The following is a 16,524-nucleotide window of genomic DNA, read 5'->3' as shown; positions in this document are numbered from 1 at the left end:
ATGCGACGAAATCCTCGGCATGCGTGCCCACTGTCGCGCCAGTGATTGATTAGAGCGCGACTCGTGATTCAGGCAACGGCGGGGATGCCTCCGACTGTACTTGATCGAGCAGCGAGAGGTTCTGGCGAAGCAGATTGGTTAGCAGGGTCGCGAAATACGCCACCTGCATGACCACGGCGCTGACGACAAATAATATCACACCGGTCACCAAACCCTGCTCAGTGCCCAAATACCACGCTGGAACCATGATTAGCATCGTTGCGGGAATGAGGACCAACGCGCGAAAAGTGCGTCCCAAAAGAAGTCCCGCCACGCCGCTTGCTACCAACAGCAAGATCAAAATTCCGTCCTCCTCAATTGCGACAAGAATGTCCTGGACAGGGGGCACCATCGCATTTCAACCACAGAACTGTTGAAAAGATACCACTTTCTAACTGTGCCTGCTAGTCAATTGGTGGGTGGGCCACTTTCGCCCAAAATGGGCAGTGGCTCACTCGGGAACATCCTCGGCGTGGCTCAAGCAGCCGGTCGGCACCACCACCTGCAAAAGGCGAACTCGCAGACATGGCGAAAGACTTTTGATCAAACCGACTCGGAAGTAGAGGGGGCCTAGACGTCCTGCCTCCGGCGCTGCAGGAGTGCGACCAACTCCTCGAGGCTCTGTTCGAAGTTCGCGGGCTGCAAAGATCCAGCGTCTGGCTCAGGCCGATGAGCCTGGACCAGATGCAAGTCTCCGCCAGCAGGACTCGCCGGGTTTTCTGGCTTGCGGTCGTGAATGGATATGTCCTGAAACGAGCGCGTGATGTCGTGGTTCGTCCGTCGCCTTTCAGCCATTGGCGATTCAGACCCGGCATGTCGCGTCCTCGTGCGTCCATCAGAAGATGATTGCCTGGGTCTGAGCGCGGGCGAAATGTAGGGTTGTAATTGCAGGTACTCCGCGTGTCGCTTGCGCGAGATTAGCTCGCGCGTGCCATAGCCGGCAGCGAAGCCAATCGCGACCAGAACAAATATGATAAGGAGCCCTGCCATCAAGCTATACGTACGCTCTCACAATTATGCCCCAAAGCCAGCCTGCTGCCGTCTATATCCGGTAATTGACTATTTGAAGGCGCGTTGTTCGCGCATTCGTCCTGGGCCGCGCTCGTTCAGTATCGTGTCCTGATGATTAATGTGGCAGCACTGTCGATTGACAGGCGGTTCAATCTGGCCAGTATCGCAAGTAGCAAACCACGAAATGCTGAGATCGCCCATCTTGTTATTACAATCTCCAGGTTCCGCCGCCATCGCAGAAAGCGGCGCGCAGAAGATCGGGGCCGTCAACGGCCTTCGTGGACTCGCCATTATGATGGTGATCGTCTTTCATCTGTTTGTCCCGTTTACATCCAGCACGCCGTCGTTTCCCGGCGAGCTCGATCCCAATGGTCTCCTTGCCGTTATCGCGAAGCACGGCTTCTTGGGCGTAAATATCTTCTTTGTGCTCTCTGGATTCGTTCTGTACCTTCCCTATCGCACAAAAAAGAGGGCGATCAATCGGCTAGCGGATTTCCCGGATTTCTATTGGCATCGCGCTGCCCGATTGCTTCCCCTTTACTATATCGTCGTCCTCGTGACGGTTGCACTCCATGCCAAGTCTCCCGCTGGATCGCACGGCTGGTATATGGAGCTTGGCGGACTCCTATCGACACTTTTCATTTTTGTGCCGCACGGGTTTATGCCCCCCTCCAATCCCGTGTTGTGGTCCGTCGGTGTTGAAATCTGGTTTAGCCTTTTGTTTCCGCTGTTGATCCTTCTGATCGCGCGGTGGAGCCTCGAAAGGCTGGTGCTGTTGAGCGTGGTCGTATGCTCAGCCTTCGTGGTTGTCGGAAATCTTATCGCGGTCGACCGGATCGGCATATTTCGCCCGTTTGTGGGCGGCATCTTCGGGTCGTGCTACCAATTCATTTTCGGAATGTTGGTTTGCGATCTTTATGTCAAGTCCAGGGACAGCGCCTCGCTCAGGCAATTCTATTCGCATGGGCTGCTGCCCGGGGGGCTGCTGATGATTGCGGCCATATTTCTCAAGGATCATGGCCCCTGGGCCGTGAGCATTCTCTATACGACGATATTTTGCGCCGGGTTTTCCGTGGTGTTGCTTGCGGTGCTGTGCGGGGCATGGTCGGCAAATCGTGTATTCGAAGCATGGGCAATTCAAGTCGTCGGATGCATGTGCTACAGCATCTATGCATGGCATTCGATCATCATGGTCGAAATGATCCCGCCGGATACATCTTCCTTGAAAGACACGCTTCGATTGTCATTGCCGTATCTCGCAATAGTGATCGCGCTGAGCGCTTTGAGCTATCGCTATATTGAGTTTGGTCATCGGCGCGATTGGAGAGCTCTGTTCTTGTTGCGCAACTCCAAGTCCAACGAGCTCACTGGCGCACGACGATCCAGTCGCGATCATGCCGAGTCTAAGCCCGTTGCCTCGTCCTGACAGACCTTGCTACAGCCCCTCGACTTCGATCGAAGAAGGACGCGCAGTTCATGTGCTGGCATCCGAGTTAGTGTGATTTATCGAGGTCCGAGCAGCCGAGGCGCAACTCCGGCTGCGCAATAATTCTTCGCAAGCGCTTTAGTCATGCAGTATCTTGCTGCGTGTGGTTCTGAGGTGTACACGTGAAACATGATCGACGAAACGCATTCCATTCGAGCTCGCGGAATGATGGCGACCATCAAGGCGCAAGGCGCCGAGATGTGCTCGCTCAAGGACCAGGACGGCCTCGAATTCATCTGGCAGGCGGGGCCGGCCTGGCCGCGCCACGCGCCGCTGTTGTTTCCGATCGTCGGGCGTCTCGCGAACGACGAGTTGCGGCACCGCGGCAAGACATACCGCATGACCCAGCACGGTTTTGCGCGCGACAGCCGCTTTGCCTGGGCGGAGCGCGGCGAAAGCCGCTGCACGCTGGTGCTAGGCGACAGCGAGCCGACGCGCGCGCTCTATCCGTTCGCGTTCCGCCTGACGGCGACCTATACGCTTGATGACGCTGGGCTCGACCTTGCGCTCACGATCGCCAACACCGGCGCGGAGACATTGCCGGCCTCGCTCGGCGGTCATCCCGCCTTCAACTGGCCGCTCCAGCCCGGACTATCGAAGGCGAGTTACGCGCTGACCTTTGCCGAAGAGGAGTCATCTCCTGTCTGTCGTCTCGATAAGGGGCTCTTGCGCGCCGCCACAGAGCCGAGCCCCGTCAGGGGCACAGTGCTTCCCTTGTCCGAGTCCCTGTTCACCGACGACGCCATCATCTTCGAGTGCATCAACAGCAATTCTGTCCGCTACGCGGCAGGGCAGGGTGTATCCAGCGGCCCCTGGCTGAAAATGTCATGGCGGGGCTTTCGCGAACTGGGCGTCTGGTCGAGGCCGTCGGGCGCGCCGTTCCTCTGCATCGAGCCCTGGCGCGGCTATGCCAGCCCCGCAGGCTTCGACGGCGAGTTCAGCGACAAGCCGGGGCTGATGCATATCGCAGCTGGAGCGGAACGGCAGTTGTCGTTCCGGATCGAGGTCGGATCTTCCTGAGAGCCTGACCGCAATCACGCGCCGGCACTGCGGCCGTCCAGCACGATACCTGTCACGGCTACGGCCTCTGCGCGCGGCGCGGTCTTGGTCGCTGAAGAGGTCAAGCGATGCGCGAGATCCTGCGTGCGACGCTCGATCAGGTGCCACGTCACGCGCGCCACGACATAGCCGAGCGCCGCGATGACGACATAAGCAAGTAGCAGCGAGATCAGCCCGTCCGCGAGCGGCCAGACCTGGCGCAGGCCGTAGATCACAGCGAAGTGCGACAGATACATGGAATATGAATTGCGGCCGAGCGCCTCGAGCGGTCGCCAGCGGATCGCGAAGCGGATGCACCCGGCGACGCCCGCGCCGAGTACGAGGTTGATCATCAGATAGTTGAATTCGTGCGAGCCGGTGGCGCGGTCGGCTGCATAGGACAGTGCGACGAAGGCGGCGAAGATCGCCGCGTCCGATTTCGCAAAGCCGTCGCGCAACGAGAAGAACAGCGCACAGCCGACCAGGAAGACCGGGAGCTGGTTCAGAAAGCTGATGTGCAGCGCGTTCCAGACGAAGGCCTCGTTGCCGGGGCCGTAATAGGCCGAGAACAGCGCGAACGCCCATGGCTTGAACAGGCAGACATTGACGAGATGCAGCACGATCGCGAGCGCGAGGTAGAGATGGCGGCGCGATCCGAAGGCGGTGATCACGAGCGGAAAGACCAGATAGAACGTCATCTCCGCTGCGATCGACCAGTCGCCCGGAACAACGCTGTTGACGCTGTCCGGCCAGAAGCCGTGCAGGAACGTCGCAGTCAGGATCACCTGGAGCGGCCTGATGCCATCAGGTGCGTTGTAGCTCGGTCCCGTGCCGTTGACGACGAGGTAGACCGGGATCGCGAGCCAGAACAGCGGCGCGATGCGCAAAAATCTCCGGACGTAGAATTTGCGGGTCGGGTTCGATTCCGATGTGCGCTGCGTCCACATCAGGCACATCGTCATGGCGCTGACGAAGTAGAACACGTTGACGCCGACCCAGCCGCACATGAAGCCGAAATCAATCGCCCGGATGCCGGACGGAAACGACTGGGAGACGTGGATCGCCATCACGCCGGCGATGCCGAGGCCGCGCAGGAAGTCGAGCGTGTGCGAACGGCCGAACGGCGTGACTGCGCCTTTGTCGGTTCGACCCGCGGCCGACCGGGCCTGCCCCTGCATCAAATTGCTCCGTGCTTTTGCGACCGCCTTGCCCTGCGAGGCAGGACCATAATGGGGCCAACGCGGATTCCGAAGCTGAAGGCTTGGTTTACGTTAACCAGCGTTTGAAGTTGCGCCGCAACGAGCGGATTTGGACGCCCTCGGCGCGAATTCCCGGGTGGGCGATGCGCCGAACGAGAAGTGTGGGCCAATTCATACTTAATACTTCAATACCGTGACCAATATTGTTTGGGCATCACAACACGCCTAGTTCAGCCGCTGAAACCGACGACGAACCGAATGGCGAGGAACGCAGACAAGGCCAGGGCGGCGGTCGCCGAGATTGCGAACAAAACCCTCAAACTATTGTGCATGATCTCTATTCCGGTTCAGGCTTCAAAAATAGCTATTCGTTCTATGGATGCGTCTAGCGGCCGACGATATTTCAACGTGATGCAACTCGTTTCCATCTCGCTTCGATGCGAGCCTTGATGAGGCCGATCCGGGCCTCATGCGCAGCCCAGTATGCCCGGCTTGCTGCTGTCGTACCTTGACGGTAGCGCGCATAAACGTCCTTAGGCTTAGTCTCCGCTTTCTGAGTGCGAGCTGATTTCGTCGCCGGCGCAACCGCTACCGCCGTTGGAGCTGAAGCTGGGATGGCTACAGCCTCGGCTCGCCCGACTGCGGAGTCCATGGCGAGAAGACGATTGCGGGCGCGATTGCAATAGACTTGCGAACGCGGAGTCATGGACTCCTCGCCATGGCCTGCCCGATATTTCATCAGGGCGCGACAGAGGTCCCCGCCGGCCAGGCGCCATGCACGGCTGAGATAAAGCACGCCGTAATGGATATTGATGGCCGGTTGCGCGAGTTCTGCGCCATTTCCGCGAAAGCCGAGCATCGCAGCCGTTTCGGGCCGCACCTGCATGAGGCCGATTTCGCCGGCGCTGCCGATGACGGTCGGGTTGTAGCCGCTTTCGACAAAGACAACAGCCTCTGCAATGTCCGCAGGCAGATCGGTCTTGGCAGTTTCTCGTTCGATGATGTTTCGGATCGCGGCTCGAGATGTCGGCGTCTCTCCGGCGCCGAAGTCTCCATCGTGACTGGCAATTGTCGAGGTCGTCTCGGCGTCGTTTGGAGGCTGGTCCTCTGCATGCGCGCACATCGATGCCAACCAAAGCACGACGACCGCAACGTGCCGCCATGTTGCGTTGAGGTTAAGGCGTGCCGGATCCCACAACATGAGGCATGTCATATATCTTGCGAGTTAACAACCGATTTGCTGAGAGCCGTGGCTGCTCCCGGCCGGGTTGGAAGGTGCGCCGCTTACCATTCTGGGGCGCTCGGCATGCGATGAATTGGCATCGCGCGCCTCGCGCCGCAGGATGACGGACATCTCGCCCAAGGAACGGCTTGCCCATCGCGCGTGTTGTGCCCTTGGCGCGGGCAGGGCCGATGCTATGGTATCCCGCAATCTCTGCACGACAGGACGAGGATATTTCAGTGGCTGATGTTGATCCCGCGGCGGGCAAATTGGTCTCGCCGGACGCACTCACCAACGTTCCGCGGCTGGTCACGGCTTATTTCGCTGGCAAACCGGATGCGGCGGACCCGGCGCAGCGGGTGGCGTTCGGCACCTCCGGCCATCGCGGCACCTCGTTCAAGAACACCTTCAACGAGGGCCACATCCTTGCGACCACGCAGGCAATTTGTGACTACCGACGAGAAAAGGGGATGACCGGTCCGCTGTTTATCGGCATCGACACCCACGCGCTGGCCGAACCGGCGCTGGCCAGCGCCGTCGAGGTGTTTGCAGCCAACGGCGTCGATGTCATGGTCGACAAGGACGGCGGCTACACGCCGACGCCGGTGATCTCGCACGCCATCCTCACCTACAACAAGGGTCGCACCAGCGGCCTCGCCGACGGCGTCGTCATCACGCCGTCGCACAATCCGCCGGAAGATGGCGGTTACAAATACAATCCGCCGCATGGCGGCCCGGCCGACACCGATGCGACCTCCGTGGTCGAGAAACGCGCCAACGCCTATCTCGCCGATGGCCTCAAGGGCGTCACGCGCACGGATTATGCCAAGGCGCGCAAATCCGCGACGGTCCACGCCTACGACTTCGTCACGCCCTACGTCGCCGATCTCGGCAACGTCGTCGATCTCGACCTGGTCAAATCCGCCGGCATCAATATCGGCATCGATCCACTCGGCGGCGCCGCCGTGCATTACTGGCATCCGATCATCGAACGCTATGGTCTGAAGGCCACCGTCGTGAACGAGGCGATCGATCCGACCTTCCGCTTCATGACGGTGGACTGGGACGGCAAGATCCGGATGGACTGCTCCTCGCCCTACGCGATGGCGGGCCTGATCGGGATGCGCGACCGTTTCGACGTCGCGTTCGCCAACGACACCGACGCCGATCGCCACGGCATCGTGACGCGCACCAGCGGCTTGATGAATCCGAACCACTATCTTGCGACCGCGATCTCCTATCTGTTCGCGCATCGCCCGAGCTGGAGCAAGGATGCCGCGATCGGCAAGACCGTGGTGTCGAGCTCTATTATCGATCGCGTTGCCAAGAAGCTTGGCCGCAAGCTGGTCGAGACACCCGTGGGCTTCAAATGGTTCGTCGACGGCCTCCTCGGTGGCGGCTTCGGCTTCGGCGGCGAGGAGAGTGCGGGGGCCTCGTTCCTGCGCCGCGACGGCACGGTGTGGACCACCGACAAGGACGGCATCATCCTCGGCCTGCTCGCAGCCGAGATCATGGCCAAGACCAGCCGCGACCCCAGCCAGCTCTTTGGCGATCTCACCGCCGAATTCGGCGTGCCCCATTACGCGCGCATCGACGTCGCCGCCACTGCGCCCCAGAAGAACAGCCTCAAGTCGCTGACGCCGGAGCAACTCGGCCTCAAGGACCTTGCCGGCGATCCGGTCCGGGCGACGCTGAGCAAGGCGCCGGGCAACGGCCAGCCCTTCGGCGGCATCAAGGTCGAAACCGATTTCGGCTGGTTCGCCGCGCGTCCGTCCGGAACGGAGGACGTCTACAAGATCTACGCGGAGAGCTTCCGCAGTACGGAGCACCTGAAGCAAATCCAGCAGGAAGCCCAGGCCGGGCTGGCGAAGGTGTTCGCGTCGTGAGACGCCGACGCGGGCGCCTGCCCGCGCGCATTCGCGCAGCCGTTGCAGCGCCGTCATGGCCGGGCTTGTCCCGGGCGTCCACGTCTTGGGCTCGGCACGAAGAGCGTGGATGCCCGGGACAAGCCCGGGCATGACGGGGTTTGCGGAGCGTGTGCCGGAAAAAATCAATCCTGTATACTCGAAACTAGATTAAGGTATTTAGATAAGGCTACTTTAGCCTTGAACCATTCGATCTCCCCGCTATTGTATACATAACGTATGCATAAGCCCTGGGAGCGAGACCGATGCCAAAGCCCTTCCCGATGAATGCCTGGTACGCCGCCGCCTGGGATTCCGACGTCAAGCCGGCGCTGCTGCCGCGGACGATCTGCGGCAAACACGTTGTGATGTACCGCAAGGCCGACGGCTCGGTGGCCGCGCTGGAAGACGCCTGCTGGCACCGTCTGGTGCCGCTCTCCAAAGGCCGGCTCGAAGGCGACACCGTCGTCTGTGGCTATCACGGCCTGAAGTACAATTCGCAGGGGCGCTGCACCTTCATGCCCTCGCAGGAGACCATCAATCCGTCGGCTTGCGTCCGCGCCTATCCCGTGGTCGAGCGTCACCGCTATATCTGGCTCTGGATGGGCGATCCCGCGCTCGCCGATCCCGCGCTGGTGCCCGACATGCACTGGAATCACGATCCCGCCTGGGCCGGCGACGGCAAGACCATCCACGTCAATTGCGACTACCGCCTCGTGCTCGACAACCTGATGGACCTCACCCACGAGACGTTCGTGCACGGCTCCTCCATCGGCAATGATGCGGTCGCCGAAGCCCCGTTCGACGTCACCCATGGCGAGAAGACGGTGACGGTGACGCGCTGGATGCGCGGCATCGAGGCGCCGCCGTTCTGGGCCAAGCAGCTCGGCAAGTCCGGTCTCGTCGACCGCTGGCAGATCATCCGCTTTGAGGCGCCTTGCACCATTGCGATCGACGTCGGCGTCGCCCCGACCGGCACCGGCGCGCCGGAAGGCGATCGCTCGCAGGGCGTCAACGGCTTCGTGCTCAACACCATCACGCCGGAGACAGAAAAGACCTGCCATTACTTCTGGGCCTTCGTGCGCAACTACCGCCTCGGTGAGCAGCGCATCACCACCGAAATCCGCGAGGGCGTTTCCGGCATCTTCCACGAGGACGAGCTGATCCTGGAAGCGCAGCAGCGCGCGATGGACGAGAACCCGGACCGGGTCTTCTACAACCTCAACATCGACGCCGGCGCGATGTGGACGCGCAAGTTGATCGACAAGATGGTGGCCAGGGAAAACCCGCCGCAGCATCTTCAGGCCGCGGAGTAGGGACATGGCCGAGCGCGAGGTCGACCGCTCCGTCTCGCAGACCGTGAAGGCGCAGCTCGCGCTACGCGACCAGATCCTGTCGGGGTCTTTGCGTCCGGGCGAGCGCATCTCCGAGCTGCAGGCGGTGGAAACCACCGGCGCCTCGCGCACGCCGGTGCGCATGGCGCTGGTGCGGCTGGAGGAAGAAGGCTTGTTGGAGGCGATCCCCTCCGGCGGCTTCATGGTGAAGGCATTCTCGGAGCGCGACATCTCCGACTCCATCGAGCTGCGCGGCACGCTGGAAGGCCTCGCCGCCCGCTTCGCCGCCGAGCGTGGCGTCTCCGCCCGCGAGCTCGAGCCGCTAAAGGAGTGTCTGGCCGCGATCGACGAATTGCTTCGCCAGGTGCCGATCTCGATCGATGCCTTCTCGTCCTATGTCACGCTGAACGCGCGCTTCCACGCGCTGCTCACCGAATTGTCGCGCAGCCCGCCCTTGATCCGCCAGATCGACCGCGCCTCCGCGCTGCCGTTCGCCTCGCCCAGCGCCTTCGTGATGGCGCAGTCGGCGCTGACGGAAGCGCAGCAGATCTTGATCATCGCGCAGGAGCATCACCGCGTCGTGATCGACGCCATCGAGAACCGCGAAGGCGCCCGTGCCGAAGCCGTCATGCGCGAGCATGCGCGGCTTGCGGTGCGCAACTTGAGGCTCGCGCTGCGCAACCGGACCCATCTCGACCTCTTGCCGGCGCTCGCGCTGATCAGGACCGCAACCGACTAGGGGAGTGCCATGCGCTTCATCGAAACCTGGACCCCGGCCACGCTGGTGTCGACCCGCGATCTCGCGCCCGGCATCCGCGAATTCCTGATCCTGCCGGATCGGTTCGACGGCGCCGCCTATCCGGTCGGCAGCCACATCAATGTCAGCATGACCATCGACGGGCTGCCGGAGACGCGATCCTATTCACTGGTCGGCGAGGCCTCGTCGCGTGGCCTGCGAATCGCGGTGCGCCGTGCCGAGGATTCCCGCGGCGGCTCGCGCTACATGTGGCAGTTGGCGCCCGGTGCGCGCCTCGACATCACGCAGCCATCGTCGCTGCTCGCGGTCGACTGGACGCGTGAAAGCTACTGCCTGATCGCCGGCGGCATCGGCATCACGCCGATCCTCGGCGCGGCGCAGGCGCTGGCCCGGCGCGGCGCCGATGTCGCTCTGCATTATGCCGTGCGCTCCCGCAATGAAGCGGCCTATCTCGATGACCTCGCCGAGACACTCGGCGAGCGGCTGGTTGTCCATGCCAGTGACGAAGGCCGCCGGCTCGAGCTCGACGCACTGTTCGCCTCACTGCCGCAAGGTGCGCTCGCGCTGCTCTGCGGTCCGATGCGGATGCTGGATCCAGCGCGCCACGCCTGGATCGCGGCAGGACATCCGCTTCCCGATCTCCGCTACGAGACCTTCGGCTCCAGCGGCACGCTGCCGACCGAGACATTTCGCGTGCGTTTGAAGGACTCCGACGTCGAGCTCGAAATCCCCCGCGAGCGCTCGATGCTGGACGTGCTCAACGCCAGCGGCCATGAGGTGATGTACGACTGCAAGCGCGGTGAATGCGGTCTGTGCGCCATCGACGTGGTCGAGGTCGACGGCGAGATTGACCACCGCGACGTCTTCTTCAGTGACCATGAGAAGCAGGAGAACCGCAAGATCTGCGCCTGCGTCTCCCGCGCGAGAGGCACCATCACCGTGGACACGCTGCTGCGGGCGGATGCGGTCTGACAGGGCCCGGGCAGGTAATGCGTATGCTTTGTCCGCTCTGCCCTCGGGAGCGGACAGGTTTTGTTGGCCGAGCGAGTCCGCTAAGGGGCCACAACCGGACAGAAAGTCGACCGCGGTCTTGAAGCTATTGCCAGCTTCCGGCAGCCCCATGCACGAAGGAAGCTTCTTCCAACATTCCCTTGCTCATTCCTGCTTGGAAGATTTGACTTCCAGGAACGACCCGAATGTCCTTGTGTTGCTTCAATGAACCATTTTGGGTGATGATCTTTGAAATAGCATTTGGCCCGGTGACACCAAAGACCAACGGATAAACTGATTTTCCTAGCAGCTTAGCCACCACTCGCCTTGCAAATCGGCCCGCTTGCGCAGTTGGAGACTGCACGGTTCGAACGTTCTGGGTAATTCCATTGAGGATATCTGTCCAAACGGGATGCTTCGGCTCGCTTGCAAATAGGCAGTTGTGCACACTATCAGTGATCGAACGATCGTTGGGCCAAGTCCATTCCCGCTCGACAAAAATGACTCCCGCGTCAAATTCAAATCTCTTTCTGAATAGAACGTCAGTGTCGCAGTAAACTCCACCATAGTGATCCATCACGAGGTATCGGACAGTGTCGACAACCCAAATGAATTTGGACATCTGGGAGACCGTGCTCTCATAATACTCAGAATAGTTTTTCTTGATGAATTGCAGTATGTCATCGTCGTCGTGGATCAGTATTTTGTAGTCGGGATAGAAGGCTCTTATGACATCGACATTGCCCTGCGCGGTCGAAGACAGTTTCTTACTCTTGCTTGTGAGGTGGAATATTTTAGGGATCATGGCTTACCCTATACCAATCGTTCGCGGCTCTCCTGCACGTTTTCCGGTCACATAAGCTACCTACAACTATCTTCGTTCCCTAGCGCTGCCCGACGGCCGTCCTTCAACTTGGTCACTGCCAATCAAACTTCCCGTTTCCCGTTTCTCGTAAGCCATGCAACGTCCTCCTTTGATGGGAAGGTCAAGTTCCTCTCAGCCGGAATGTCCTACTTCTACATTCGAGGAGTTGCCGCCGATGGCAACCCCGGCATTGCTCCTAAAACGGCTGCGGCTATTTCGTAATTTCAAGCGAATGCAATCTCGATATCGGGGGCAGATGGATTGTTCGGGGCGTCGAGAGCAGATGGGAGACTTACGACTTTAGCCCCGCCCACGCTGTTTTTGGACAGCGTTAGCTCAACAACGAGGGGCGTTCCCTCGCTGATCGGAGACCAATTGTTGGCGTGAATATGCAACAGATTAAACTTCAAATCATTCACAAAACTCACAATCCGATCAAGATGAAGATCAACCTCGTGGAACTCGATAACGACGCTAGAAATTCGAGTCCGATTGCGCACGATTGAATCGAGACACCTGTATTCACTCCCTTCAATATCCATTTTCACGAATACATTCGAAGCAGTAATCCGCGAGAAGACGTCATCGAGCGTACAATGTATTCCTCCGATCGGAAGGCCAACATACTTCGCAACATGTCGCCTTTGCCCTCTGAAAAACAGCCGGAACGCTCGCAATTTCCATAGAAGCCCTAATGCCAATTTCGGCTTAAAGTCCAACAACGCCTTAACCGCTTTTTTCATAAAGAGCTTCGCGTTGGTGGAGGCATCGTATGCGTCCAAAGGAACATCATTGATATTCACAAAATCGCTCTCAAATCTCCAATCGCAATTAACACCAAAAGACAAAAGGAAATCGGAGCGAACAACATCTGAGCGAGACACCAGATATCCGCCGTCGCCCTTGCCCCCCAACCTAATTAGATCCTGGCAAGCCGCGGGCTGCAACGTTGCAGGCAATCTAGCTTTCATGGAAAACCTCTGTAGCTGAAGACATGCTCATTCGCCTGGTCGCTACTGCCGCCACTTCGCTGATGGGCCATGAGCCGCGCGCGCCCCTAGTTGAATCATGACAGCGCAACCTTAAACTAAGGCCAAAATGCGATCGACCGAATGTCGGTTGAGGGTCAATCGCGGCGGTTTCCCGCTGAGCGACCGACTTCCGGTCCTCCCCGGCGTCCGGACATGTCGCTGCACTGCGCCCGCTGACGCGATGGGCCCACAAGCAGACATGCTGACGCGCTCGCAGCAGTACGGTAGGGTAACAATGCGGACCATCGCATCGCTGACTTCCAGACGATTTTATGCGACCAGCTCATTCATGGCGCCGACGATTCGCACGGCCAGCGGTTCCGCGCGGCCGCGCACGTTTACCTCGCGCACGGGAAACCCGCTCATTTCGACGCCGGCGGTGGCGGCGACAATGTCGGACACAACGAGCTGACAGCCATAATCTTTGGTCAGCTCCTGGAGGCGCGCGGCTACGTGTACCGAATCGCCGATTGCCGTCAGGACGAAGTGATCCCGGTAGCCAAGCTCGCCCAGGATAACGTTGCCGGCGTGGAGCCCGACGCCAATTGCAATTGGTTCCGACAATTCGTTAGCCAATGTTCGGTTCATGTCGGAGAGGCGGCTATGAATCAGTTGCGCGGCAACCAACGCTTGGGAGCAAGCTTCATGCGGTCCCGCGTGTATGCCGAAGATCGCCATCATGCCATCGCCAACGAATTGGTTGGGCATGCCGCCGGTATCGACTACCGCGCCTGCCACGGCGTCGAAGAAGTGGTTCAGCAGGAACACCACGTCATAGGGGAGCCGCTTCTCGACCAAGGCCGTTGACCTGCGGATGTCCACAAACATGATCGCGACGAAACGTTCAATGTCCGAAGCCTCGGAATAATCACGTCGACGCATCTCGCTCGCGCCGATGTCTGGCGGCAACAGCGGAAGCACCGCGGTATCACTGCGCGGACGCAGTTGACACGCCAGACGTACACTCGGACCAGCGCGCAAACGATCCAACAACGCTTGCTCGGAAGCGCTTGGCGGCGGCAACGTATCGACCCCACGCAGTACGCGGATGCGGCACGTTGTACAGCGACCTCGTCCGCCGCAAATTGCAGCGTGCGGAATGCGGGCGCGGCGGCTGGCATCGAGCACGGCACAGCCCACTGGCACGCGAACGACGCGGCCGCCGGGATACGCGATGTTGATCAGGCCATGATGGCGTTCAACCAGCCAGCGCGCGGCCCATGCGACAAACACGAGCGCCAGGAGCACAACATAGATCCAGTAGAGCTGGACTTCGAGATCCCAGCTCGGCCCGTTCACGCTTGGATCGCGCACATGCCCTTCGCGAACGGTCATCTGAAGCCATTCCGGGTGCAGTTGCCATTGTGCAAGTACTTCGCGCGTGCCCTGCCAGATCCCGAGCAAAGCGAGCACTGGTAGGAGTGTGGCGGATGTAAGCAATAACGGAGCAAACTTATGATAGTTAGATCGCGCACGCAGCCAGTAATGCACGCCGAGGCAACCGTGCGTCCAGGCGACCAGGAGCACGGTAACTTGCCGCCACCCCCAGAACGGAACAAAGGAAAAATAGACGGTGAGCACTACGTCGTAACGGCGCGTCACGTCGAACGCTGAATATACATACCGCCCCGCCGCAAAGTGATGCAACAAGAGGGGTAGAATGGAGAAACCTAGAACAAGCCGTACTAACTCGCCGACGCCGATAGGAAGCTCCGGCGCGCATAAAGAGCATAGAACGCGAGCGTAAAATGGACTGTGAACGCGCCGTAGAGAGCGATGGTCCCGGGCATACTGTGCCAGACGAAATCATGAATTCGAGTAGCTGATTGCATTGCCTCGAACGAGACATTGCCGAGCGCGTGCATGCTAAGGTGCAGCGCGAGATAGGAGAGCATGATGAGACCAGCTGCGAGACGGAGTTGCCGGATCGTCATCTGGTCGCGGAAAATGGTGGAATCTATCATCTTACGCCTGTCCCGCCCGGTCGGGACGCAGCATCGTACCACTCTTCATCTGTGTTCTGGAAGGGCGCGAACGCGACTCGATGTCCGCTTGGGGTCTACCCGGTAACCCTCAGAAGGAGCAAAATATTTCTCACGCCCGCCGAGACGGTGAAGTCGCCCCGCCGAAAGTGCGGCATGCTCACGTTTGACCTGACAACTTATTACATGCGCCAGGTACTACGGGAGAGATGTGAACTGGCAGGGCTGTAGGGACAGCCACACTCGCTGCGCCTGTTTGGCCTCATGGCTCCCGAGAGGCCAGATAGGCGGCGAGCGAGACTAGATCTTCTTCGTCCAAGTTGGCGACAACCCTAACCATTAGGGCACTCCACGGCCCGGTGCGCTCTCCGTGCTTCATATCGTAGAGTTGGCGGACGGTGTAGCTTGGCGAGCGACCAGCGATACTCGGTATGGGACCGAGGCCCTTAAGATCACTGCCATGGCATATTCCGCACTGAATGGTCTTGCCGACGCCGCCGGTGGCAACCAGCGCCTCTCCCTTCGCAACACTGCCGACCGGCGCGTACGCAGTAAATTCAGCACGAGCGTCGTAAGCCTCGAACTGACTGAGCTCGTCCGGCACTTCGACAATACGTTGGCCAATTGGTTCCTGCCCTCCATCTTTTGACACGGCGTAGATCAACCAGTCGACATAGGTCTTTGGGACAGCGTTAGATTCGATGACCTTGATGAGCTTTTTCGGCTTCAAGGAGGAGAAATATGCTGCGGCCTTCGCCACCTCATCGTCAGTTATGGCACGGGAAACTGAAAGCATTAGAGTCACTGGAAGCCGATGCGGCACCGAGCTCCTTCTTGCTCCACTCCTGAAATCAACCATTTGCTGCATGATGTAATCAGCAGGAAGCCCGGCGAGGCTTGAGTTTTCAGGACCACCAGACCCATCCGCCCGATGGCAGTGACCACACGCAAGTACATCTGGCTTCCTTCCATACGCGACAACTTCGGGCATCGGGGGATGATCGTCGGGGTGCCAATCCTTTGTGAAGAAGCGATCACGTATTTGACTAACACTGAACGCGGCCGAACTGTCTGGTACGTGCCTAAGCTTGCCGTCGTCCGGCGGGAGCTCGAAACCCGGAGGTGTGAGGGGATACGCCCACGCTGGCGGCGGCCCATCGGCACTGCACGCACGGTTTGTGGCTTCTGAGGCGGCCGTCAGTACAAGTACTCCGGTTAGGAGAGGCAGGCGGGCTATCATCGCCCGGAACGAAAAAAGCGCTATTGCGTAGTGAGATTTCATGACGTCTCTCTCCTACTTGCTGCTGATCGCTGACGCATACGAGCGTGCAGTTACAATGCCAATTACCGCCGTGGCCTGCATGCGAGGTTCGTGGCAGGATGTCCACGGGTCAGGTAGCGGTCTTATCGATGCCGCGCCGTATTCTACTGAAATTAGTGGCTCGTGGCTCGTCTGTCGGTGCGTATTGCCGTAGACTTATTAGGTTGCGCCGTGGTCGTTCGGCGATTTCATGTTTCGCCAGAGTTGTGGGATCCCAAGCATGATCAAGATTCGCAGGCCGGGCAGTGTATCTCGAGATGCTGCGGCAGTATGGCGAAGCATACATATCGCGTGCTTCGGTTTGCTTTCAGCAAATAGTGCTACATCCGCTAATGGGATGGTCCG

General features: G+C 59.7%; 14 protein-coding genes. 6 read left to right on the top strand and 8 right to left on the bottom strand.

All coding sequences use genetic code 11. The annotated features are described in order from the left end of the window. Positions 1–49: 49 nt before the first annotated feature. A complete protein-coding gene (locus tag FXV83_RS37395) occupies positions 50–391 on the bottom strand; it encodes a hypothetical protein (RefSeq protein ID WP_148744755.1) in 342 nt (113 codons plus the stop codon). Positions 392–1,234: 843 nt separating this feature from the next. On the opposite strand from FXV83_RS37395, the gene FXV83_RS37390 reads away from it, so the two are divergent. After that, entirely contained in the window at positions 1,235–2,476 is a 1,242-nt protein-coding gene (locus tag FXV83_RS37390) for an acyltransferase family protein (RefSeq protein WP_187436437.1), read from the top strand. Between the two features lie 189 nt (positions 2,477–2,665). Further along, positions 2,666–3,556, top strand: coding sequence for an aldose 1-epimerase family protein (locus tag FXV83_RS37385; RefSeq protein ID WP_148744751.1), 891 nt, complete (start codon positions 2,666–2,668; stop codon positions 3,554–3,556). A gap of 14 nt (positions 3,557–3,570) precedes the next feature. On the opposite strand, the gene FXV83_RS37380 is transcribed toward FXV83_RS37385, so the two are convergent. Both FXV83_RS37380 and FXV83_RS37375 read right to left on the bottom strand, forming a co-directional pair. Continuing rightward, positions 3,571–4,752, bottom strand: coding sequence for an acyltransferase family protein (locus tag FXV83_RS37380; RefSeq protein ID WP_148744749.1), 1,182 nt, complete (start codon positions 4,750–4,752; stop codon positions 3,571–3,573). A 424-nt stretch (positions 4,753–5,176) separates the two neighbouring features. After that, positions 5,177–5,974 (bottom strand): lytic transglycosylase domain-containing protein, encoded by a 798-nt coding sequence (locus FXV83_RS37375; RefSeq protein WP_148744747.1) that lies wholly within the window; start codon positions 5,972–5,974, stop codon positions 5,177–5,179. 260 nt (positions 5,975–6,234) lie between these two features. Between FXV83_RS37375 and pgm the strand changes: the two genes are divergently transcribed. From pgm to FXV83_RS37355, 4 genes are all read left to right on the top strand, one after another. Further along, the gene (pgm, locus tag FXV83_RS37370) at positions 6,235–7,881 is read left to right on the top strand and encodes a phosphoglucomutase (alpha-D-glucose-1,6-bisphosphate-dependent) (RefSeq protein ID WP_187436436.1); all 1,647 of its coding nucleotides are present in this window, start codon (positions 6,235–6,237) and stop codon (positions 7,879–7,881) included. A gap of 284 nt (positions 7,882–8,165) precedes the next feature. Beyond that, positions 8,166–9,215, top strand: coding sequence for an aromatic ring-hydroxylating dioxygenase subunit alpha (locus FXV83_RS37365; RefSeq protein ID WP_148744743.1), 1,050 nt, complete (start codon positions 8,166–8,168; stop codon positions 9,213–9,215). 4 nt (positions 9,216–9,219) lie between these two features. Continuing rightward, positions 9,220–9,972 carry a GntR family transcriptional regulator gene (locus FXV83_RS37360; RefSeq protein WP_148744742.1) on the top strand — a complete coding sequence of 251 codons (753 nt, stop codon included), beginning with the start codon at positions 9,220–9,222 and terminating at the stop codon, positions 9,970–9,972. Positions 9,973–9,981: 9 nt separating this feature from the next. Further along, complete coding sequence (locus FXV83_RS37355; protein WP_148744740.1) at positions 9,982–10,962, top strand: PDR/VanB family oxidoreductase; 981 nt, start codon at positions 9,982–9,984, stop codon at positions 10,960–10,962. 124 nt (positions 10,963–11,086) lie between these two features. On the opposite strand, the gene FXV83_RS37350 is transcribed toward FXV83_RS37355, so the two are convergent. From FXV83_RS37350 to FXV83_RS37330, 5 genes are all read right to left on the bottom strand, one after another. Then, positions 11,087–11,785, bottom strand: a complete 699-nt coding sequence (locus FXV83_RS37350; protein WP_148744738.1) for a glycosyltransferase family 32 protein — start codon at positions 11,783–11,785, stop codon at positions 11,087–11,089. Positions 11,786–12,069: 284 nt separating this feature from the next. Further along, the gene (locus tag FXV83_RS37345) at positions 12,070–12,816 is read right to left on the bottom strand and encodes an FkbM family methyltransferase (RefSeq protein WP_148744736.1); all 747 of its coding nucleotides are present in this window, start codon (positions 12,814–12,816) and stop codon (positions 12,070–12,072) included. A 330-nt stretch (positions 12,817–13,146) separates the two neighbouring features. Next, the gene (locus FXV83_RS37340; protein ID WP_148744734.1) at positions 13,147–14,478 is read right to left on the bottom strand and encodes an adenylate/guanylate cyclase domain-containing protein; all 1,332 of its coding nucleotides are present in this window, start codon (positions 14,476–14,478) and stop codon (positions 13,147–13,149) included. Between the two features lie 83 nt (positions 14,479–14,561). Further along, on the bottom strand, positions 14,562–14,840 hold the full coding sequence (locus FXV83_RS37335) for a hypothetical protein (protein WP_148744732.1): 279 nt from the start codon (positions 14,838–14,840) through the stop codon (positions 14,562–14,564). A 280-nt stretch (positions 14,841–15,120) separates the two neighbouring features. Then, positions 15,121–16,140 (bottom strand): c-type cytochrome, encoded by a 1,020-nt coding sequence (locus FXV83_RS37330; protein ID WP_235940535.1) that lies wholly within the window; start codon positions 16,138–16,140, stop codon positions 15,121–15,123. Between the last annotated feature and the right edge of the window lie 384 nt (positions 16,141–16,524).

Source organism: Bradyrhizobium hipponense (assembly GCF_008123965.1).
Classification (GTDB): Bacteria; Pseudomonadota; Alphaproteobacteria; order Rhizobiales; family Xanthobacteraceae; genus Bradyrhizobium; species Bradyrhizobium hipponense.
The sequence above is the reverse complement of the archived record's forward strand: the minus strand, read 5'-3'. Positions and strand labels throughout refer to the sequence as shown.